The following is a 20,694-nucleotide window of genomic DNA, read 5'->3' on the forward strand; positions in this document are numbered from 1 at the left end:
ATCGGCAAGGAGGGGCACCCATGACCGACGCCCTCGAACTCGACACGCTGTGGCAGGACTTCCACCGCGTGGTGAACATGACCTCGCAGGAGCTGGCCGCGTGGCTGCGGATCAGTGACGCGGACGAGGAGACCGAACCGCTGCCGGACCAGGCGGGCACGCCGACCGGCCAGCACGTTCTCGCGATCCTCCAGAAACGGCGCACGGACCTCACGGACGACGACATCCAGGTGATGTACGACGTGGTGGACACCGTCACCGAGGAAGCGGACCTCGAGAACGAGCCCGAGTCCGAACAGACGCGCCGCCGCCACCAGTTGATGACGATCGGCCACGATCCACTGAGGCCCTGAGCGAGGCCGCGGAGGTGGCCGAAGACCGTCTCCGCCGCGCCGCATGATCGTGGAAGACTGCTCGGACACGCCGTTCGTCGAGCACAGGAGGCCTGCGTGACCGGGACCGAGCCGGCCGTATCGCGTATCGACACGAGCAGGCCGCACCCGGCCCGGGTGTACGACTGGTTCCTCGGCGGCAAGGACAACTACCCCGTCGACGAGGAACTGGGGCGGCGGATCGCCGCGCTGCAGGGCGACGCGCCACGGCATGCGGGGGCCAACCGACGGTTCATGGAGCGGGCGACCCGGGCGGTCGTCCGGGAGACGGGGATCCGGCAGTTCCTCGACATCGGTTCCGGCATCCCGACCGAGCCCAACCTGCACCAGATCGCCCAGTCCGTCGTCCCGGACGCCCGGGTGGTGTACGTCGACAACGACCCGATCGTGCTCGCGCACGCGGCGGCCCTGCTGCGCGGCACCCCGGAGGGCGTGACCGAGTATGTGCAGGCCGACGCACGGGAACCGGAACGGATCCTCGAACAGGCCGCGTCCGTCCTGGACCTCGACCGCCCGGTCGCCCTCTCCCTGATCGCGCTGCTGCACTTCATCGCGGACACCGACGGCGCCCATCACCTCGTGGACACGCTGGTCGGCGCGCTCGCGCCGGGCAGCTGTCTGGTGCTGTCGGCGATGACGGCGGACTTCGATCCGGAGAACGTCCGGCGGGGCATCGAGGCCTACACCGCGAGCGGCGTGACGCTGGTGGCCCGTTCGCACGCCGAAGTGGGCCGCCTCTTCAACGGGCTCGATCTGCTGGAACCGGGAATCGTCTCGCTGTCGCACTGGCGCCCGACAACGGGCGACGAGGACGCGGACAACGATGAGCCCGTTTCGTTGTACGGCGCGGTCGGCCTCAAGCACTGATCCCCCCTCGGCTCAGCCCAGCAACCACCCTCCGTCCACGCTCAGTTCGACCGCGTTGACCGACCCGTTGCGCAGCAGGAAGTCCACGGCGTCGACCACGTCGGCCATGGTGGCGAGCCGCCCCGTCGGGGTCTCGGTGCGCAGGGTGGCGAGCACCTTCTCCGGCTTGGCCTGCCAGTAGGGACTGTCGCCGACGACACCCGGGTGGACGGCGTTCACCCGGATCGGCGCGAGTTCGACGGCGAGGGTGTTCACCAGGCCGCCGACACCGGCGTTGACCGTGGCCACCGTCGTCGCGCCCGGGTAGGGCCGCTCCTTGGCCTGCCCGCCGAACAGCACGATCGCGCTGTCGGCGTGGAGCCGGTCCTGGAGCACGTGCACGACCTCGGTGTAGCCGACGAGCTTGAGGGTGACGAGCCGCACCGCGGCGTCGATGTCGTACTCGGTGACCTTGTTGTCGTCACGGGTGACACCCGCGATCACCAGATGGTCGAGCCGTCCGACACCGGCCAGCGCGGCACCGATCTCCTTCGGCCGGCCGAGGTCGAGGGCGAGACCCCGGGCGCCGATCTCCCTGGCGACGGTATCGGCGCGCTCGGCGTCACGGCCGGTCAGGACGACCTCGTCGCCGCGCCCGGCCCGCGTCCTGGCGAACTCCAGCCCGATCCCCGACGTACCGCCCACCACGAGGACACTGCTCATGACTCCAGCACCTCCCTCAGGTACTCCCAGTCCCGTGTGAACCGGTAGGAGTGGCGTGACGGCGGCTGCGGCGCCTGTGTCTCCAGCCAGCGCAGAGGCCCCTGCCCGGCGTTGGCGAAGCCGTGCACACAACCGGCGCCCGCCCACGCGCAGTCGCCGGGGCCCAGCCGGTACCGCTCGCCGTCGAACACCGCGTCCGCCTCCCCTTCGAGGAACAGATACGTCTCCTCGAAGGGGTGATCGTGCGTGCCGGCGACGCCGTCGGGCGCGTACTGCACCATGAACATCGTCGAGGCGACCGCGCCCAGGTCGCCGTCGACCATCATCTTCACGGTGATCCCGCTGTACACCAGCAGCGCGGTCCGCATGCTCGCCGACACCGCGAGCAGGTCCTGCGCCTGCTTGCCGGGGTCCATCTGGGCGGGCTCGAAGTGGCCGAACGACCTGGTGCGCGGGTCGCGGACGTCGATGCGGACGGGGTCGCGGGCGGGCAGCGCGGGCACCGGCTGGGTGTCGTGGCCGTACCGGGCCCGTGGCACGGGAGCGAGCATGTCGGCCCAGCGCCCGCCCCTGTCCCCGGCGCCGCGCCAGGCGTGCGGGACGCCGGTCGGGAGGAGGCCGTAGTCGCCCTCCTCGAGCAGGTACGCCCCTTCGGGCACGTCGAGGATCACGGCCCCGTAGAGCACATGGAAGCTCTCCTCGTACGAGTGCACATGAGCCGGGACCCGGCCGTCGGGCCGTATCCCGCACAGGCCGAAGCCGGTGTGCACGCTGCCGTCGCCCTCACCGACCAACTCCCGTCGCCGATGGCCGAGTTCGTCGTACGGCTGCTCGGTGAGGTCGGCGGCGCGGCGCACCAGGTGTCGGGTCATGCGGCGCTCTTCGCCTCCTTCGCGGCCAGGAGGCGGTCGCGGGACTCCTCGACCAGGCGGCGGGCCCGGTCCAGGTCGGCGAGGAGCCTGCCGTCGCGCTTGCGGATCACGCCGTCGACGATGACGGTGTCGACGTTGGAGACGTCGGCCGACAGGGTCACGGCGGCGGCCGCGTCGTGCACGGGGGCGACGTTCGGCGCGGTGGCGTCGATCGCCACGACGTCGGCGCGCTTGCCGGGGGTGAGGGACCCGGTGCGGTCCTCGACGCCGGCTACGTGGGCGCCGTTGAGTGTGGCGATCTCCAGCATCTGACGTGCCGTCAACATGGTGTCCGGGACGGGCAGGTTGGCCTTCCAGCAGTCGGCGTTGACGCGGGCCCGCTCGGCGCCGAAGGCGGCGCGGATCTGGGTGAACATGTCGCCGGGCACGGTGGTGACGACGTCGATGCTGAGCGAGGGCCGCAGCCCGTACTCGATGGCCTTCATCACGGGCGGCCAGCCGTGCCCCATCTGCAGCTCGACCTGCGGGGCGACCGAGACGGTGCCGCCGCTGTCGGCGACCAGCTGCCACTCGTCCTCATGGAAGTAGCAGCAGTGCACGTAGGTGGTGTCGGGGCCGAGGAGGCCCAGGCCATGGAGCTGTTTGACCATGCCGAAGCGGCCCGCGAGGCGGCCCATCGCCACGTGCACGGTGATCGGGATGCCCAGGTCGCGGGCGAGGGCCCACTCGGCGGTGACGACCTCGTCGGTGCAGAATCCGGGGCCGCGGGTGGCCAGGGCCATGGTCAGCAGGCCGTCGTCGGAGGAGAAGTAGGTGCTGCGGATCCGGCGTACGTCGTCGCCCGGGACCGCGATCTTGCTCTCGAACCAGTAGTCGGCGAGCGACGTGTTGGCGCTGCCGTAGGCGTACTGGGCGCGGATGCCGGACTCCGTGAGCCCCTGGATGGCGGCGTCCGGGTGGGCGGGCGTGTTGTTGATGTGCGACCAGTCGACGAGGGTCGTGATGCCGGCGTTCAGACACTCCAGGGATCCGGCGAGGTTGCCCGCGTACACGTCCTCGGGGGTGTAGAGCGGGGCGAAGGTGTCCAGGATGTCGACGAAGTAGTCGTCCAGAGTGGCGTCGGGGGCCACGTTGCGGATCGGCGCCTCCCAGGTGTGGCGGTGGGTGTCGACGAAGCCGGGGACCACGATCCGGCCGGTCATGTCGAGCACTTCGGCGTCGGCGCTGATCTCCGGCCGGACCGCCGTGATCTTCCCGTCCTCGATGAGGACGTCCCCTTGTGGGAGGTCCCCGATGTCGGGGTCCATCGACAGCACGTGTCCTGCGCGCAGGAGTATCCGATGGGGCATCGTTCTTCCTCCCATGGGGTGTTCAGTAGGCGGCGAGGCCGCGGACGGCCGCCACGACCTTGTCGACGGTGGGGATGACCTCCTCTTCGAGGGCGTCGGCGAACGGCAGCGGGACGCACTCCCCCGCCACCCGCCGGACCGGCGCGTCCAGCAGCGCGAACCCCTCGTCGGCGACGACGGAGACGAGCGTCGCGCCCCAGCCGCCCTGGTACGGGTTCTCCTCGACGGTGACGAGCCGCGAGGTCCTGCCGAGCGAGGCGAGCACGGTGCTCATGTCCAGCGGCACCAGACTGCGCAGGTCGACGACTTCGGCCTCGATGCCCTCGCCGGAGAGCAGTTCGGCCGCCCGTAGCGCGATGGGCACCATCGAGGCGAGCGCGACGAGGGTGACGTCGGCGCCCTCGCGGACGACGGCGGCGCGGCCCAGCTCGACGACGTGGTCCGGCGGCGGGGGCGGGCCCTTGGTGGCGAGGAGCCCTTTGTGCTCGAAGAAGACGACCGGGTCGTCGCTGCGGATCGCCGCCGCCATCATGCCGACCACGTCGGCGGGGGTCGCCGGTGCGGCGATCTTCAGGCCGGGCACGGTCAGCGCCCAGTTCTCGGTCGCCTGGGAGTGCTGGGCACCGAAGCCGAGCCCGCCGCCGTTTGCGGTGCGCACCACGAGCGGGACCGTGACCTGACCGCCCGTCATGTACCGCACCTTGGGGATCTCGTTGGCGAGGTAGTCCCAGCAGCAGGCCAGGAAGTCGGAGAACATGATCTCGGCGACCGGCCGCATCCCGGTCATCGCGGCCCCCATGGCCGCCCCGACGATGGCCTGTTCGGAGATCGGCGTGTCCCACACCCGCTCGGGCCCGAACTCCTTGAACAGCCCGACGGTCGTCTTGAACACACCGCCGGCCTCGCCGATGTCCTCGCCCAGGCACACGACGGCCGGATCGCGCCGCATCTCCCGAGCGATGCCCTCGGCGACCGCCTCCCGGTAGCTGATCACGTCCGCCACGCCGCACCCCCGTCCGCCCATACGTCGGTCAGCGCCTCGCGCGGATCGGGCGCGGGGCCGGCCTTCGCCGCCTCGACGGCCTTCCGCACGAGGGAGGTCGCCCGCTCGTCCGCCTCGGCGACCACCGCTTCCGGGACCCCCGTCTCGACGAGCCGCCCCCGCGCCAGGTCCAACGGGTCGTGCTTCAGCCAGCGTTCGACCTCCTCGGCCGGACGGTAGGTCGCCGGGTCGGCTCGGCTGTGCCCGAAGTGCCGGTACGTCCGCGCCTCCAGCAGCGCGGGCCCGTCTCCCGCCCGGGCCCGCCCCGCGAGCCGGGCCACCACCTCCTGCACGGCGACGACGTCGTTGCCGTCCACCACCTCGCCCGGGATGCCGTACGCGGGCGCCCGGTCGGCCGCGGGCCGGGGCACGGCCGTGACGTCGGCGATCGGCGTGTACTCCATGTACAGGTTGTTCTCGCAGACGAACAGCACCGGCAGCTTCCACACGGCGGCCAGGTTGAGCGCCTCGTGGAAGGCGCCGATGTTGGTGGCGCCGTCGCCGAAGAAGGCGACCGCGATCTGACCGGTGCCGCGCAGCTTGGCCGACCAGGCGGCGCCGGCCGCCATGGGGAGGTGGGCGCCGACGATGGCGTAGGAGCCGAGCATGCCGGTGGAGGCCTTGGTCAGGTGCATGGAGCCGCCCTTGGCCCCGCACAACCCGGTGGCCCGGCTCATGAGTTCGGCCAGGCACTCCTCCGGGGTGGCGCCCCGGGCCATCGCGTGGTGGTGGCCCCGGTAGGTGGCGAAGACGTAGTCGTCGGGCCGCAGCGCGGCGCTCGCGCCGACGGCGATGGCCTCGTGTCCGGCGGCGAGGTGGGTGGTGCCCTTGACGAGGCCCTGGAGGAACAGGTCGTGGGCGGCCTTCTCCGTGCGGCGGATGACGGTCATCTGCTCGTAGGCGGCGAGGAGTTCGGCCGGTTCCATCAGCCTGCCCCGTTGTCGCGGTCGGTGTTCAGGTGGGACTGGGACTCGCGTCGGGTGTTCAGCTCGCCGCCCACCGTCCAGTACTTGCGGCCCGCCACCAGCAGTTCCTCCGCCGGGAACTTGGTGATGACCTCGCAACCGTCGGCGGTGACGACCAGCTCCTCCTCGATCCGGGCGGCGGACCAGCCGTCGGCGGCGGGCCAGTAGGTCTCCAGGGCGAACACCATGCCCTCCTCGAGGACCTCGGGATGGTCGAGGGAGACCAGTCGGCTGAAGATCGGCTTCTCCCAGATGGAGAGCCCGACACCATGGCCGTACTGCAACGCGAACGCGGCGGTCTCGTCGGCGAAGCCGAACTCCTCGGCGCGCGGCCACACCTGGACGATGTCGGCGGTCGTGGCGCCCGGGCGGACGAGGGCGATGGCCTGGTCCATGTACTCCCGGCAGCGGACGTAGGCGTCACGCTGGGCGCCGGACGCGCTGCCGACGGCGAAGGTGCGGTAGTAGCAGGTGCGGTAGCCGAGGTGACTGTGCAGGATGTCGAAGAAGGCGGGGTCGCCGGGGCGGATCAGACGGTCGCTGTAGACGTGCGGGTGGGGTGAACACCGCTCGCCGGAGATCGCGTTGACGCCCTCGACGTACTCGCTGCCGAGGTCGTACAGCACCTTGCTGACGACTCCGACGCACTCGTTCTCGCGCACGCCGGGGCGGAGATACCCGTACAGCTCCTCGTACGCGGCGTCCACCATCGCGCAGGCCTGGGTCAGCAGGGAGATCTCGTCGCCGGTCTTGATGCGGCGGGCCTCCAGGAAGACCTGCTGTCCGTCGACGACGTCGATGCCCTCGGCGCGCAGGGCGGCGAGGATCGGCAGCTCGGCGACGTCGATGCCGAGCGGCTCGCCCGCGAGACCGTGCTCGCGCAGCTCGGCGGCGATCTTCGCGGCCACGTCCTCGGCGATGCCCGCCGCCGGGTGGAAGGCGCCCCGGAGGGTGGAGATGCCCGCGCGGGCGCCGGTCGGCGAGCCGCCCTTGCCGTCGCTGTAGTCGAGCCATGGGTTGTAGAGCTGGTGGTGTCGGGCGGCGGAGCCGAAGTCCCAGACGATCGGTTCGCCGCCGCGGACCAGCAGGGCGAAGCGGATGAGCTTGTCCATCGCCCAGGTGCCGATGTGCGTGGCGGTCATGTAGCGGATGTTGGCGAAGTCGAAGCTGAGCACCGCGCCCAGCTCGGAGCGGTTCAGGGTCTCGTCGAGGCGGGCCAGCCGCTGTCTGCGCAGCCGGTCCAGGTCGACGCGCTCTTCCCAGTCGACGGCATTGGGTCCGAATGTGCGGATCGCCATGGCGACCACCCCCACTTCGGAGTGAACGACCGCACGCCGCGAGTGTCAAGTGTCACTGAACACGAACCAGACGCCCACGGCCGGTACGTCACCATCATTGCGGTAGCGGTGCGGGGTCGTCGACTCGAAGCAGACGGCGTCGCCGGGGCGCAGGGTGTACTCGTCGAAACCGAGGGTGAGGACCAGTTCGCCCGAGGTCAGGTAGCCGTACTCGGTACCCGGGTGACGCATGAGGCCCCCGGAGCTGGAGGAGGCACCGCCCGGCCGGTACGTCACCTGCAGGAAGTCGACGTCGGTGCCGGGAACATGGCCGAGACGCTCCCACACGACACCCGAGTCCAGCTCCAGCGCCTCCCGGTCGCCCGGGGGGACCAGCGGGCCGATACGGCGACCTGGGTCGGCGGCGAAGGCGGCGAGGGCGTGCGTGACGGTGCCGGGGGCTGCGCCGGGAGCCGTACCGGGAGCTGTGCCGGACGCGCCGTGGGAGGCTGTGGCCGGCCGCGTGCCGGAGGCCGTTGCCGCCGGGGAGACGACCGCTGGCTCGGTCGCGTCGAAGAGCGCCTCGATCGAGATCGCGAGGGCGGTCGTGATCGCGTACAGCGTGCTCACGGAGGGCTGGCTCTTGCCGGTCTCGATCTGGGAGATCAGGCTCGCCGAGACGCCGACCTCGCGGGCCAGAGCACGCAGGCTGATCCCGCGCGCGAGGCGTACCTGTCGGATACGCGCTCCGACGGGTGGTGCGTCGGCGGGTGACACGGACGGCTCCTCCCCCGGTTTCCTGGAGCATCAAGACGGCGGCCCTCCACTGCGTCGGGGCCCCCTCAGTGTGCAGCCTCATTGAACAGCGAGGGCCGGTCACCGCGCCAGTCCGGTTTGGGCAGGCGGCCTCCCCTCACACAGCGCCCCTGCTGACGAGGCTCAGCGCTTCCCGGCCGGGAGCACCGCCCGTACCTCCCAGCCCGCCCCGGCGCGCGGGCCGGTGTGCAGTTCGCCGCCCAGTGCGGTGACCCGTTCCTTGAGGCCGACGAGGCCGAAGCCGCCGCCGTGTGCGGCCGCCGGGAGCTGGGTGCCGCCTCGGCCGTCGTCGGCGACGGAGACCTCCAGCCGTCCGGCGTCGTGGCGTAGGCGGACCTCGACGTGGGTGGCGTCGGCGGCGTGGCGGCGGACGTTGGTCAGCGCCTCCTGGACGACCCGGAACGCGGCGGCCTGCACCTCGTGAGGGAGGTCGTCCAAGACGGCGGCGTCGCGGCTCAGGGTGACCTGCTGGACGGGGCTCGCGAAGCCGTCGACCAGCTCGGCGATGCCGGCGAGGTCACCGACCGGGCGTTGGTCGGCCGTCTCGGCCCCGTCCCCGGTGTCGCGCAGCACGCCGACGGTGCGGCGCATCGAGGCGAGGGCCTCGGTCGCGGCGCGTTCGATGCCGGCCAGGACCGGGTCGAGCTCCCCCGACTGGGAAGGGGAGGGGGACTCGGTCGAGGCCGTGGCCTGCGCCTGCGCCTGCGCCTGCGCCTGCGCCATCATCCGCGCCACCTGCGTCTGCACCAGGATCCCGGTGACATGGTGGGCGACGAAGTCGTGCAGGTCGGCCGCGATGGCCAGGCGCTCGGCCCGCCGGGTCTCGCTGACGGCGACCGTACGCCGGTAGTCCAGCGAGCGCAGGTACGCCGCGAGTCCGGCGAACACACCGACCAGGACCAGCCCGACCACGATGAAGGTCAGAGCCTCGTCGTCCAATGTCCCCAGGTACCGGACCGGCAACAGCAGCAGCGCGCCCACGTCGAGGGCGCCGCACACCCAGGCCGAGCGCGGCGGACAGTGCCGTACGGCGACGAACAGCAGGCACAGCAGGATCAGGATCTCTCCGGGTCCGAACAGGTTGCGCGCGCCCACCGCGAGCGCGGCCGCCGAGTAGAGGATCGAGGCGAGGGCGGGCACGGTGGTGCGCACCTGCGGTGTCAGCCACTCCGGCCGCCGCTTCGCGGGCCACAGCACGGCGGTCAGCCCCACGAGCAGCATCGCCAGGGTCGGCCAGACAGGGCTCGCGGTCGGCAGGAGGCTCGTTCCGTCGGCACCCGCGTAGAGGATGTCGACCACACAGGCGGCGAGCAGGACGCCGACGGCGAAGCCCCGGGCACAGCCGCGGGGGGACACGGACCTCATGCCGATCACGGTAGGCGAGGCAGACCGGGGCGGGATCGGCCGTTCGGCCGAGGGGCCGCCCGCCGGCGTCGGCCTTATGACCGAGGAGGCACGAACTCCCTGGGCGCGAACCCCGTAGGGCATGATCGAGCCATGACCGTCCCGCCCCCGACCCCACCGGGCGCCCCCATCCGCGTCCTGATCGCCGACGACCAGGAGATGGTCCGCACAGGCTTCCGGTTCTTCCTCGACGCCCAGCCCGACATCACCGTGGTCGCCGAGGCCGCGGACGGCGAGGAAGCGGTGACGCTGGCCCGACGGGAGCGGCCGGACGTGTGTCTGCTGGACATCCGGATGCCGAAGCTGGACGGTCTCGAGGCGACCCGGCTGCTGGCGGGGCCCGAGGTGGCCGACCCGATGCGGGTGGTCGTGGTGACCACCTTCGACCTCGACGAGTACGTGTACGGGGCGCTGCGCGGCGGCGCGTGCGGGTTCCTGCTGAAGGACTCGGGGCCCACCCTCCTCGCGGAGGCGGTCCGTGCCGCCGCGGCCGGTGACTCCCTGGTCTCGCCGTCGGTCACGGTCCGCCTGCTCAGGCACGTCACCGCCCCGCCGGCCGTCTCCGCCGCCCCGGTGAAGCCGGTGTCCGCTCCCACGGAAGCCCTCACCGACCGCGAACTCGACGTCGTCCGCCTGGTCGCCCTCGGTCGTACGAACGCGGAGATCGCCGCCGAGCTGTACGTCTCCCTGTCCACGGTCAAGACGCACCTGTCCAGCGTGCAGCTGAAACTGGCCGCCCGGAACCGCGTCGAGATCGCGGCCTGGGCCTGGCAGCACGGGCACGGTCAGCCCGGCGCGTGAGGCGCGGGCCCCGACCCGCTGGGGCTCACTCGAACGGGCCGGTGCCGGTGGTGGGCCGCCGGGTGCGGTGGTGCCCTGAGGACATTCGTCACGTACTCAGGAGGCACTCCGATGACCCGTCGTCCGACCCGACTCGTCCGCGTCCTGTCCTCGGCCCTGGTGGCGGGCACCCTGGTGACCACGGCCGCCTGCTCGTCCGACGGCGACAAGGACGGTTCACGGTCCTCGGGCGTCACGGCCTCACCCGCGGCCCGCAAGCAGCCGACCACCTCGCCCACCGGGTCGCCCACCGGCTCGCCCAACGCGACCCTCACCGAGTCCGGTGCGCAGACCGCGCTGATCACCGAGGCGGACATCGAGGACGACTGGACGCAGGTCAAGGACACGGAGGCCGAGAACTGGCACGACAGCCTGCTCATCGGCACGGTCGACGTCTCGGACTTCCTCAGCGCCAAGGCCGACGCCGCCGACTGCCAGCGGCTGATGGACTCCCTCTTCGACGACGACCTGCTGGGCAGGCCGTCGGGCGCGAACGCGCTGCGCGGCTTCACGCAGGGCGACTCCCGTCTGCTGTACCAGGTCGCCGCCTACGACCGGACCGACCCGCAGGGCGCCTTGAACTGGATGGCCAAACTGCCGGACGAGTGCGACCAGTTCACGATGACCGAGAACGGCGAGGAGCGCACCGTCCAGGTCGTCGACACCTCGCTGCCCGACGTGGGCGACGCCCGTGAGGGCCTGCGCGTGACGGTGCGGGGCGAGACCGACGGCAACGACGCCACGCTGACCCTGGACGTCGCCGCCGTACGCGTCGGCAACGACGCGATCACCGTCACCTCGGGCGGTCTCGACGGGGACGAGCACGACTCCATGGAGCAGGCGGTGCAGCTCGGCACCCAGCGCCTCAAGGACGTCCTGGCCGGAAAGACGCCGGCCGCGAGCCCCAGCGAGATCGAATAGCGGCTCCCGCGAGTTCGAACAGCGGGGCCGACAGCCCGCTCTCCTCGCACCCGCCTTCCGGCCGCCAACCGCCCTGCTCGCTCTGCCGATTCCCAGGACAGCGTGATCAACGGAGCGGCACAATGGCGGCGATGGCCGGTTTCGGTCGTGCGTGCGAGGAGAGGACGAGTCGTGAGTGATGGCCACACCCCGTCGGGCGGGTCGGCGAAGCTGAACACCGGTGTGGCGCACAACGCGCGCGTGTGGAACTACTGGATCGGCGGCAAGGACAACTACGAGGTCGACCAGCGGGTCGGCGAGCAGGTCGCCGGCATGTTCCCGATCATCCGGGACATCGCCCGCGCGGACCGCGACTTCCTCGGGCGGGCCGTGCGGTTCGTCGCCGAGGAGCGTGGGGTGCGGCAGTTCCTGGACATCGGCACCGGGCTGCCGACTGCGGACAACACCCATGAGATCGCCCAGCGCGTCGCCCCCGACTCCCGGATCGTGTACGTCGACAACGACCCGATCGTCCTGGTGCACGCCCGCACCCTGCTGACCGGCACCCGCGACGGCGTCACCGCCTACATCGACGCCGATGTGCACGACCCGGACGCGATCGTCGAACGCGCCGCGCAGACCCTGGACTTCACGAAGCCGGTCGCCGTGATGATGCTGGGCATCCTCAACTTCGTCCTCGACTACGACAAGGCCCGCGAGATCGTACGGCGCGTCCTGGCCGCCGTACCCTCCGGCAGCCACCTGGTCCTGACGCACCCGACGTTCGACTCCGAGCTCGGCGGCGAGGGCCAGATCCCGGCGATGAAGTTCTGGAACGAGAACGCCACGCCGCCGATCACGGCCCGCAGCGGCCCGGACATCGCCGCCTTCTTCGAGGGCCTGGAGCTGCTGGAGCCGGGCATGGTGTCCTGCTCGCAATGGCGGGCCGCCGACTCCCCCGCCCCGGTGCCGCAGTACGGCGCGGTCGCCGTGAAACCCTGACGCCCAGCGGGGACCGCACGGACCGGCGCGGACCGGCCGAGCTCGTCGAAGAGACCGGGAGACCGTATGACCACCCTTGCCGATCCCGTCCCGGGAGGGCGTCCCGGTGACGTGGAGCGGGCCGGCGCGCTGAGCGGCGAGCTGTCCGGGCGGGGCGTGCACGGGATCGTCCTGGCCTACGTGGACACCGCGGGCATCGGCCGGGTGAAGACGATCCCGACGGCGAAGCTGGCCTCGGCGGCCGCCTGGGGCGTCGGGATGTCACCGGTGTTCGACACGTTCCTCGCGAACGACTCCAGCGTCACCACCGACGTCCTCGGCTCCCCGGACGGCGACTTGCGTCTCTACCCCGACCTCGACCCGCTGGTGGAGCTGTCCGCTCAGCCCGGCTGGGCCTGGGCGCCGGTCGACCGGATCACGCAGGAGGGCGAGCGGCATCCCGCGTGCAGCCGCACCTTCCTGCGGCGGACGGTCCAGGAGGCCGCCGAGCGCCATGGCCTCACCTTCAGGGCGAGCATCGAGATCGAGTGGGCCGTCGCTCGGCCTCCCGGCGCCGACGGCGCGTTCGAACCGGCGGTGACGGGTCCGGCGTACGGCGCCACCCGCCAGGTCGAGTTGAGCGACTGCGCCGCCGATCTGCTGGCAGCGCTCGCCCGGCAGGGCGTGGAGGTCGACCAGCTCCATCCCGAGTACGCGGCCGGGCAGTTCGAGCTGTCGGTGGCCGCGCTCGACCCGGTGGCGGCGGCCGACCGCAGCGTGCTGGTACGGCAGACGATCCGGGCCGTGGCGCGGCGCCACGGCCTCGCGGTGTCCTTCGCCCCCGCTGTCCTCGGGCAGGGCGTCGGCAACGGCGGCCACGTCCACCTGTCCGCCTGGCGCGACGGCGTCAACCTGCACGCGGGCGGTGACCGCCGGCACGGCCTGCGCCCCGAGGCCGAGTCCTTCGCGGCCGGCGTACTCACCCATCTCCCCGCCCTCACCGCGGTGACCGCCCCGAGCCCGGCGAGCCATCTGCGGCTGCGGCCCTCGCAGTGGGCCGGGGCGTTCACCGCCTGGGGCCGGGAGACCCGGGAGGCGGGGCTGCGGGTGGTCACGGGCACGGCGGGCCAACGCCACCAGGCGGCCAACCTGGAGGTCAAGCCGGTGGACCTGGCCGCCAACCCGTACCTCGCCCTCGGCTGCCTGATCGCCGCCGGACTGGACGGGCTGGCCTCGGACGCCCGTCTGCCGGAGGAGATCACCGGTGATCCGGCCCGTCTGAGTGCGCGAGAGGCAGCCGCCAGAGGGGTCCGGAGACTGCCGACCTCCCTCGGCGAGGCCGTCGAGGAGTTCCGTTCGAACGAGCCGCTGCGCGCCGCGCTGGGCCCGGTCCTCGCCGACGCCGTCATCGCCGTCCGGCAGGGAGAACTCGCCGCCGTGGCCGGGCTGGACGACGACCGGGTGGCGGCGGCCTACCGCTGGAAGTACTGACGTGAGCGCCACGGGACCGGTCCACGAGGCGCTGGCGGCGCTGCCGCTGGTGGACCACCACTGCCACGGGGTCGTCACCGCCGGCCTGGACCGGGACGGCTTCGAGTCGCTGCTCACCGAGAGCGAGCCCTGGCCCGGCGTCTCGCCCTTCGACACCCCGGTCGGCGTGTCGGTACGCCGCCACTGCGCGCCCCTGCTGGGCCTGACCCGCCACGCTCCGGCCGAGGCGTACCTGGCCCGGCGTGCGGAGCTGGGCGGGGGCGAGGTGAACCGGCGGTTTCTGGCCGCCGCGGGGACGCGGGCCTTCTGCGTCGACACCGGGTACACCCCCCACCCCATCACCACGCCCCGGGAACTGGCCGAGGCGGCCGAGGCGACCGCGTACGAAGTCGTACGGCTGGAAGTGATCGCCGAGGCGGTTGCCGCGCGCGGAGTCGAACCGGACGCGTACGCCACCGCCTTCCGCACGGCCGCCGAGGAGGCCGTACGGCGGCCCGGCGTGGTGGCCGTGAAGTCGGTGGCCGCCTACCGCACCGGCTTCGACCTGGACCCGGCGCGCCCCTCGGACGCGTTGGTCACCGCGGCGGCCAGGCAGTGGCTTGCGGTCGGCGGACGGCTGGTGGACCCGGTCCTGGTCCGGCACCTGCTGTGGACCGCCGTCGACCTCGGTCTCCCCCTGCAGCTGCACACCGGCTTCGGCGACAACGACATCCGTCTGCACCGGGTGGATCCGACGCACCTGACGGACTGGCTGCACCTGACCAAGGGCACGATCCCCGTCCTGCTCCTGCACTGCTGGCCCTACCAGCGCCAGGCCGCGTTCCTGGCGGCGGTCTTCGAGCAGGTGTACCTGGACGTGGGCCTCACCCTGCACCATGTCGGCCCCGCCCGGTCGAGGGCGGTCCTGGCGGAGGCGCTGGAGATCACCCCGTTCCGCAAGCTGCTGTACAGCTCCGACGCGTATGGTCTGGCCGAGTTCTACGCGCTCGGCGCTCTGGCGTTCCGTCGCGGTCTGGGCGAGCTGCTCCAGGACCGGGTGGACGCCGACGAACTGAGTCTGCCGGACGCGCTGCGGATCGCGGCGTGGACGGCCGGCGACAACGCCCGCCGCCTCTACGGACTTCCCTTACCCGACCCCGCCCCCGAACCCCGCCCGCACCGCGACTGAGCGTTCGCAATTCCCGGAAAGTATGATCAAGCAATGTCTGACATGACCGAAACCACGCCCGGCTGGCTGTCGTCCGACGAGCTGGAGCAGGCGCGCGCCCGCATGCCGATCCTGTACGTCGAGGCCGTGCCCGTGCGCGTCGACGACAGCGGCGAGGTCACCAGCATCGGCCTGCTGCTGCGCATCGGACCGGACGGAACGGTCAGCCGGACCCTGGTCTCCGGCCGCGTACTGCACCACGAGCGGGTCCGCGACGCCCTGCTGCGCCACCTGGAGAAGGACCTCGGCCCGGTCGCGCTCCCCCGGGTCCCGACGTCCCTCCAGCCGTTCACCGTCGCGGAGTACTTCCCGACGCAGGGCATCACCGCGTACCACGACCCCCGTCAGCACGCGGTCTCCCTCGCCTACGTCGTCCCGGTCGCCGGCGACTGCCGCCCCCGCCAGGACGCCCTCGACCTGGTCTGGTTCAGCCCGCAGGAGGCCCTGTCCCCGGCGGTGCAGAGCGAGATGCCGGGTGGCCACGGGGTACTGCTGAAGCAGGCGCTGGCCCATGTGGGCTGCGTGATCTGACTCGCCGCGGGGGGACGGGCCGGGTTCGGCCGCCGTAGAGCGCGTGCTCAGTCCGGGCGGTGTGCCGCGTCGGGCTCGTCGCCCTTGCGCTGGGTGGTGCCGGGCTCGCCACTGTCCCTGCGCCACTCCACCACCAGTTCGTCCTTGGCGCCGAAGCGGACGAGATGCCGGCCCACGACGTCCTCGAACAGCGCCAGGCGCTCCGCGTCGGCCTCCACCGACAGCAGCAGCGCGCCCTCGGCCGCGGTGAGGGTGCCGGTCCCGCCCTGGAAGACGATCGTGCCCTCCCCCGTCGCCTCGTCCCAGCTGGTCTCGCTGCGCCGGCCCAGGTGGGACGCGAGCTGCTTGGCGTAACGCTGAGGGCGGTCGGTTGCGACGCTGGCTTCGGAGCGGGGCATGGCGTACTCCCGGTGTGACGGTGGGGCGGAACGACTCCGATGGTGCCGCAGAGAGATGAACGACGGGCACCGGCCCCGGCAAAGACATAGGCAAGGAGGTCACCCACTCCTTGCCACTCTCAACATATAGCGCACCGGGGGGCTTGCGGCAAGGCCCCCGTGATGCCGCAGAATCTCCGGCCGAAGCCAGTACCTGCGGAAATGGGTGTTGTGATGATCGACGTGATCGTGGCCGGCGGGGGACCGACCGGCCTGATGCTCGCCGCCGAACTGCGGCTGCACGGGGTGCACGTGGTCGTGCTGGAGAGGGACGCGGAACCGCCCCCGTTCGTGCGCTCGCTGGGGCTGCACGTACGCAGTATCGAGGTGATGGCCCAGCGCGGTCTGCTGGACCGCTTCCTCGCCGAGGGGCAGCGGCACCCGCTCGGCGGGTTCTTCGCCGGTATCCACAAGCCCGCGCCCGACCGGCTGGACACCGCGCATCCGTACGTCCTCGGCATCCCGCAGACCACCACCGACCGCCTCCTGGCCGAGCGTGCCGTGGAACTCGGCACCGAGGTCCGGCGCGGCTGCGAGCTGGTCGGGCTGAGCCAGGACGAGCAGGGCGTGACCGTCGAGCTGGCGGACGGCACGCAGCTGCGCTCGCGCCTCCTCGTCGGCTGTGACGGCGGCCGCAGCACGGTGCGCAAGCTGATCGGCGTCGGCTTCCCGGGCGAGCCGAGCAGGGTCGACACGCTGCTGGGCGAGATGGAGGTGACCGCGCCGCCGGAGACGGTGACGGCCGTTATGACCGAAGTCCGCAAGACCGAGAAGCGGTTCGGCCTCGGGCCGGTCGGGGAGGGCGTGTTCCGCGTGGTCGTGCCGGCCGAGGGAGTGGCCGACGACCGCTCGGCCCCGCCGAGCCTCGAGGAGTTCAGGCGACAGCTGCAGGTGTTCGCCGACACCGACTTCGGCGTGCACTCGCCGCGCTGGCTGTCCCGTTTCGGCGACGCCACCCGGCTGGCCGAGCGCTACCGGGTCGGCCGGGTGCTGCTGGCCGGGGACGCGGCGCACATCCATCCGCCGGTCGGCGGGCAGGGGCTCAACCTCGGTATCCAGGACGCGTTCAACCTCGGCTGGAAGCTGGCCGCCGAGGTCGCGGGCTGGGCACCGGAGGGGCTGCTGGACAGCTACCACGACGAGCGGCACCCGGTGGCCGCCGACGTGCTGGTCAACACCCGGGCGCAGATGGAGCTGATGTCGCCCGAGCCCGGCCCCCAGGCGGTGCGTCGGCTGCTGTCGGAGCTGATGGACTTCGACGACGTGAGCCGGTATCTGACCGAGAAGATCATCGCGATCGGGGTCCGCTACGACTTCGGCGAGGGCCACGAGCTGCTCGGCCGACGGCTGCGTGACATCCAGCTGAAGCAGCGCCGTCTCTACGAGCTGACGCACGACGGACGCGGACTGCTCCTGGACCAGACCGGCAGGCTGTCGGTGGCGGGCTGGTCGGACCGGGTCGACCATGTCGTCGACGTCAGCGAGGAACTGGACGCGCCCGCGGTCCTGCTGCGGCCGGACGGCCACGTCGCGTGGGTGGGCGACGACCAGCGGGATCTGCTCGGCCAGCTGCCCACCTGGTTCGGCGCCGCGACGGACTGAGCGCGCGGCCGCACAGCAGAAAGGGCCCTCACAGGCTTTCGCCTGCGAAGACCCTTCGCACCGTCGGGACGACAGGATTTGAACCTGCGACCCCTTGACCCCCAGTCAAGTGCGCTACCAAGCTGCGCCACGTCCCGGTGACCGTCTGACCTGGGGTTTCCCCCGGCCGAACGTGCATGGAAACAATACCGCACTCGGGTCGGTGGTCGCGCACTAGTTTACGCGTGGCCACCGGCTGGAGGACGGACCGGGGTCGCGCGACCACACCGGGTGTGCTCCGGGGGTTTCACTCCCCCGTCGGCAGCCCCAACTCCGGATACGCGTCCAACAGCCGGGTGGGTGCCGCCTGACGCCAGGAGTCGGCGAGGATGTCGCGCAGTTCGTCCTCGCCCTCCAGGGCCGCGAGCCGGGCCCTCACCCAGGCGAACTGCGCCTCGTGGTCGGCGATCCAGAACTTGCCCGGCTCGGCCATGACCAGTTCGTCACGCTCCTCCTTCGGGCAGCGCACCGCGATGGACGTCTCCTCCTCGGGCAACGTGGCGAACATCTTCCCCGCGACCCGGAAGGTGGGCATGCTCCAGGCGATCTTCTCCGTCGTATCCGGCAGAGAGAGGGCGATACGGCGTACGTCTTCGGCATCCGGCATGACACGCACGGTAGCCGCTGGCACTGACAATCACCTGGTGAGAGGGATTTTCGCGAACGAAACCCTGGAAGCTGAACGCCGGTCCATCCGAACAGGGTGCCCTCCACCAGGATCTGGAACCCGTCCATCACGAACTCCGGTGAGGCGACCGGGCATCGGGAAGCCGTCGCCGGAGCACAGGTGCAGTGGAACCGATCAGCCCAACTCGGGTCCCGCTCCGCCCCGCAAGCCCCACACGCCTCGGCGAGTCACAGGTGCTTGTAGTAGATCGTCGTCGGCCGCAGAACTCCCTCCGGGCTCGCCGCGTAGTCGGGGATCACTCCGGCCCGGGTCCAGCCGGCCGAGCCGTACAGGCGCTCGGCGAGGCTGTCGGTCTCGGTGTCCAGGTGGAGGAGGGTGACCCCGGCGCCGATCGCCGCCTCTTCCGCGGTCGTCAGGAGGGTGCGGCCGAGGCCCCGCCCCCGCGCGTCCCGGTGCACCATGAGCTTGACCAGCTCGGCCCGGTGGCGGCTGTTGGGCTTGTCGGCGAAGGCCAGACTGACCGTGCCGACCGTTCGCCCGCCCTCGCCCGCCGCCCACACAGCCAGCTGACCGGCCCCCACACCAGCCGCGCGCTCCTTCCACCAGGCCATGGCCGCCGTACGGTCGAGGGGGGCGAGGAATCCGACGGAGGCGCCGTCCGTCACCGTGTCTACGAGCAGGTCGGCCAAGTCCTCGATCCGCTCCAGGAGTCGGGCCTCGTCCAGTCGCGTCACGTTCACGGCAGCACCACCGCCAGCACATACCGCACCGCGTCGGGCCCGGCGCACCGGAACCGCGTGGCCCCCCACACCCGCATCCGCAGACAGTCCCCGGCGTCGAGACGGTGCTCGGCCTCCTGGACCGTCACGTCGAGGGCTCCTTCCAGCACCCAGATGTGCTGCTCCAGTCCCGGCACGGGCGGCCGGTCGTACGCGATGTCGGCGCCCGCTGCGAGCCGTCCCTCGACGAGTTCGGCGCGCAGCCCGGTGTGCGGCGGCGACACCGATCGGCGTACGAAGCCGGAGGCGCGGTCCTCCCACAGCGGCTGCTCGGCCGCCCGCACCAGCAGCGCCGGCTCGGCCTCGACCTCGCTGAGCAGCTGGGACATGGTGCGGCCGTACACATGGCACAGGCGGTTCAGCAGCGAGGCGGTGGGGCTGATCTCGGCACGCTCGGCACGGGACAGGGTCGAGCGGCTGATACCGCTGCGCTCGGCCAACTCGCCCAGGGACCAGCCGCGTTCGGCCCTCAGCTCGGCCAGACGCGCGCCGAGACGGGCGTCGACGGGATCCAGGGCCCCGGCTCCGTCCGCACCGCCTTGCTTCACATCCGCTTGTCTCACATCCACTCGTTTCATATCCACTCGTTTCATATCCGGGAAGCTATCCCAGATATGAGACGGCAGTATTACGGGCCGCTCACTCCCCCGCCGCCGCCTCGAGCGCCGCGAGCACCGGACGGATCAACGGGTGCTCCTCGGCGCCCCTGCGTACGGCCGCGAACACCCGGCGCGTGGGCGCCACCCCGTCCACGGGACGTACGACGACCCCCGTGAGGTCCATGCCGCGCAGTGCCGAGCGCGGCACGAGGGCCACGCCCGCGTCGGCCGAGGCGAGGGCGACGACCGCGCGGAAGTCGTCCGAGGAGTGTTCGAGGCGGGGCTGGAAACCGGCGTTCTCGCAGGCCAGGACGACCACGTCATGGCAGGGATTGCCGGGGTACGGCCCGATCCAGGCGTCCTTGGCCAGTTCCGCGAGAGGGACCTCGGCCGTGTCGGCCAGTCGGTGGCTCACCGGGACGACCGCGTCGAAGGGCTCGGCGTACAGCGGGACGTGCGCCAGGCGCGGGTCGTCGGCGGGCGGTGCGCCCCGGTACTCGACGGCCACGGCGATGTCGACCTGCCGGTCCAGCACCATCGGCAGGCTGGCGTCGCCCTCGGCGTCCTGGACACGGATGCGGATACCGGGGGACGTGCCGGCGAGGCGGGCCACCGCCGGGGCGACGACCTGGGCGATGCCGGTCGCGAACGAGGCGACGGTGACGGTGCCGGCCGCGCCCGAGTCGTACGCCGCGAGCTCCGCTTCCGCCCGCTCCAGCTGGGCGAGGACGGCGTTGGTGTGGTTGAGCAGGATCTCGCCGGCCGGGGTCAGCCGTACGCCTTTGGCGCCGCGCTCGACGAGGCGGTGGCCGGTCTCCTGTTCCAGGGCCGTGAGCTGCTGGGAGACCGCCGAGGGGGTCAGATAGAGCGCGGCGGCAGCCGCCGTCACCGTGCGGTGGTCGGCCACCGCACGGAGGATGTGGAGCCGCCGCGCTTCGATCATGAGATCGATTATCGCAAGGTCCGGAGCGGGC

22 protein-coding genes and 1 tRNA gene are annotated in these 20,694 nt (G+C 71.9%); 9 read left to right on the forward strand and 14 right to left on the reverse strand.

What is annotated here, in order from left to right:
* Positions 1 to 20 precede the first annotated feature (20 nt).
* The gene (locus ACFZBP_RS00510; protein ID WP_391409125.1) at positions 21 to 353 is read left to right on the forward strand and encodes a DUF3140 domain-containing protein; all 333 of its coding nucleotides are present in this window, start codon (positions 21 to 23) and stop codon (positions 351 to 353) included.
* A gap of 96 nt (positions 354 to 449) precedes the next feature.
* Positions 450 to 1,259, forward strand: coding sequence for an SAM-dependent methyltransferase (locus ACFZBP_RS00515; protein WP_391409126.1), 810 nt, complete (start codon positions 450 to 452; stop codon positions 1,257 to 1,259).
* Between the two features lie 12 nt (positions 1,260 to 1,271).
* On the opposite strand, the gene ACFZBP_RS00520 is transcribed toward ACFZBP_RS00515, so the two are convergent.
* The 8 genes from ACFZBP_RS00520 to ACFZBP_RS00555 form a co-directional block, all read right to left on the reverse strand.
* A complete protein-coding gene (locus tag ACFZBP_RS00520; protein ID WP_391409127.1) occupies positions 1,272 to 1,961 on the reverse strand; it encodes an SDR family oxidoreductase in 690 nt (229 codons plus the stop codon).
* Complete coding sequence (locus tag ACFZBP_RS00525) at positions 1,958 to 2,833, reverse strand: cupin domain-containing protein (RefSeq protein ID WP_391409128.1); 876 nt, start codon at positions 2,831 to 2,833, stop codon at positions 1,958 to 1,960. The genes ACFZBP_RS00520 and ACFZBP_RS00525 overlap by 4 nt, the downstream gene beginning before the upstream one ends.
* A complete protein-coding gene (locus ACFZBP_RS00530; RefSeq protein WP_383455299.1) occupies positions 2,830 to 4,182 on the reverse strand; it encodes an amidohydrolase family protein in 1,353 nt (450 codons plus the stop codon). Before ACFZBP_RS00530 ends, ACFZBP_RS00525 begins: the two co-directional genes overlap by 4 nt.
* Before the next feature lie 22 nt (positions 4,183 to 4,204).
* Positions 4,205 to 5,185: a pyruvate dehydrogenase complex E1 component subunit beta gene (locus tag ACFZBP_RS00535; RefSeq protein WP_391409129.1), complete on the reverse strand. Its 981-nt coding sequence runs from the start codon at positions 5,183 to 5,185 to the stop codon at positions 4,205 to 4,207.
* Positions 5,173 to 6,150: a thiamine pyrophosphate-dependent dehydrogenase E1 component subunit alpha gene (locus tag ACFZBP_RS00540; RefSeq protein ID WP_383455307.1), complete on the reverse strand. Its 978-nt coding sequence runs from the start codon at positions 6,148 to 6,150 to the stop codon at positions 5,173 to 5,175. Before ACFZBP_RS00540 ends, ACFZBP_RS00535 begins: the two co-directional genes overlap by 13 nt.
* The gene (locus ACFZBP_RS00545) at positions 6,150 to 7,487 is read right to left on the reverse strand and encodes a M24 family metallopeptidase (RefSeq protein ID WP_391409130.1); all 1,338 of its coding nucleotides are present in this window, start codon (positions 7,485 to 7,487) and stop codon (positions 6,150 to 6,152) included. Before ACFZBP_RS00545 ends, ACFZBP_RS00540 begins: the two co-directional genes overlap by 1 nt.
* Positions 7,488 to 7,532: 45 nt before the next feature.
* Positions 7,533 to 8,243, reverse strand: a complete 711-nt coding sequence (locus ACFZBP_RS00550) for a cupin domain-containing protein (RefSeq protein WP_391409131.1) — start codon at positions 8,241 to 8,243, stop codon at positions 7,533 to 7,535.
* A gap of 162 nt (positions 8,244 to 8,405) precedes the next feature.
* Positions 8,406 to 9,647 carry an ATP-binding protein gene (locus ACFZBP_RS00555; RefSeq protein ID WP_391409132.1) on the reverse strand — a complete coding sequence of 414 codons (1,242 nt, stop codon included), beginning with the start codon at positions 9,645 to 9,647 and terminating at the stop codon, positions 8,406 to 8,408.
* Positions 9,648 to 9,779: 132 nt separating this feature from the next.
* Between ACFZBP_RS00555 and ACFZBP_RS00560 the strand changes: the two genes are divergently transcribed.
* From ACFZBP_RS00560 to ACFZBP_RS00585, 6 genes are all read left to right on the forward strand, one after another.
* Complete coding sequence (locus ACFZBP_RS00560; RefSeq protein WP_391409133.1) at positions 9,780 to 10,487, forward strand: response regulator; 708 nt, start codon at positions 9,780 to 9,782, stop codon at positions 10,485 to 10,487.
* Positions 10,488 to 10,598: 111 nt separating this feature from the next.
* Positions 10,599 to 11,447, forward strand: a complete 849-nt coding sequence (locus ACFZBP_RS00565) for a hypothetical protein (protein ID WP_391409134.1) — start codon at positions 10,599 to 10,601, stop codon at positions 11,445 to 11,447.
* Between the two features lie 171 nt (positions 11,448 to 11,618).
* Positions 11,619 to 12,428 (forward strand): SAM-dependent methyltransferase, encoded by an 810-nt coding sequence (locus tag ACFZBP_RS00570; RefSeq protein WP_391409135.1) that lies wholly within the window; start codon positions 11,619 to 11,621, stop codon positions 12,426 to 12,428.
* Positions 12,429 to 12,494: 66 nt separating this feature from the next.
* A complete protein-coding gene (locus tag ACFZBP_RS00575; protein WP_391409136.1) occupies positions 12,495 to 13,898 on the forward strand; it encodes a glutamine synthetase in 1,404 nt (467 codons plus the stop codon).
* A 1-nt stretch (position 13,899) separates the two neighbouring features.
* Positions 13,900 to 15,066: an amidohydrolase family protein gene (locus ACFZBP_RS00580; RefSeq protein WP_391409137.1), complete on the forward strand. Its 1,167-nt coding sequence runs from the start codon at positions 13,900 to 13,902 to the stop codon at positions 15,064 to 15,066.
* Positions 15,067 to 15,108: 42 nt separating this feature from the next.
* Complete coding sequence (locus tag ACFZBP_RS00585; RefSeq protein WP_383455499.1) at positions 15,109 to 15,636, forward strand: NUDIX hydrolase family protein; 528 nt, start codon at positions 15,109 to 15,111, stop codon at positions 15,634 to 15,636.
* A gap of 47 nt (positions 15,637 to 15,683) precedes the next feature.
* Here the strand turns inward: ACFZBP_RS00585 and ACFZBP_RS00590 are convergent, their stop codons facing one another.
* Entirely contained in the window at positions 15,684 to 16,034 is a 351-nt protein-coding gene (locus ACFZBP_RS00590; RefSeq protein WP_391409138.1) for a DUF2218 domain-containing protein, read from the reverse strand.
* 213 nt (positions 16,035 to 16,247) lie between these two features.
* On the opposite strand from ACFZBP_RS00590, the gene rox reads away from it, so the two are divergent.
* Positions 16,248 to 17,675: a rifampin monooxygenase gene (gene rox, locus ACFZBP_RS00595; protein ID WP_391409139.1), complete on the forward strand. Its 1,428-nt coding sequence runs from the start codon at positions 16,248 to 16,250 to the stop codon at positions 17,673 to 17,675.
* Between the two features lie 63 nt (positions 17,676 to 17,738).
* On the opposite strand, the gene ACFZBP_RS00600 is transcribed toward rox, so the two are convergent.
* The 5 genes from ACFZBP_RS00600 to ACFZBP_RS00620 all read right to left on the reverse strand — a co-directional run bounded on the left by ACFZBP_RS00600 (position 17,739) and on the right by ACFZBP_RS00620 (position 20,663).
* Positions 17,739 to 17,812 (reverse strand) — tRNA-Pro (locus ACFZBP_RS00600).
* Positions 17,813 to 17,961: 149 nt separating this feature from the next.
* A complete protein-coding gene (locus ACFZBP_RS00605; RefSeq protein WP_383455339.1) occupies positions 17,962 to 18,321 on the reverse strand; it encodes an MmcQ/YjbR family DNA-binding protein in 360 nt (119 codons plus the stop codon).
* Positions 18,322 to 18,569: 248 nt separating this feature from the next.
* Positions 18,570 to 19,082 carry a GNAT family N-acetyltransferase gene (locus ACFZBP_RS00610; RefSeq protein ID WP_383455342.1) on the reverse strand — a complete coding sequence of 171 codons (513 nt, stop codon included), beginning with the start codon at positions 19,080 to 19,082 and terminating at the stop codon, positions 18,570 to 18,572.
* Positions 19,079 to 19,699, reverse strand: a complete 621-nt coding sequence (locus ACFZBP_RS00615; protein ID WP_391409140.1) for a helix-turn-helix domain-containing protein — start codon at positions 19,697 to 19,699, stop codon at positions 19,079 to 19,081. The genes ACFZBP_RS00610 and ACFZBP_RS00615 overlap by 4 nt, the downstream gene beginning before the upstream one ends.
* A 61-nt stretch (positions 19,700 to 19,760) precedes the next feature.
* Positions 19,761 to 20,663, reverse strand: a complete 903-nt coding sequence (locus ACFZBP_RS00620; protein ID WP_383455347.1) for a LysR family transcriptional regulator — start codon at positions 20,661 to 20,663, stop codon at positions 19,761 to 19,763.
* Positions 20,664 to 20,694: the final 31 nt, after the last annotated feature.

Source organism: Streptomyces sp. NPDC008086 (genome assembly GCF_042957325.1).
GTDB lineage: Bacteria > Actinomycetota > Actinomycetes > Streptomycetales > Streptomycetaceae > Streptomyces.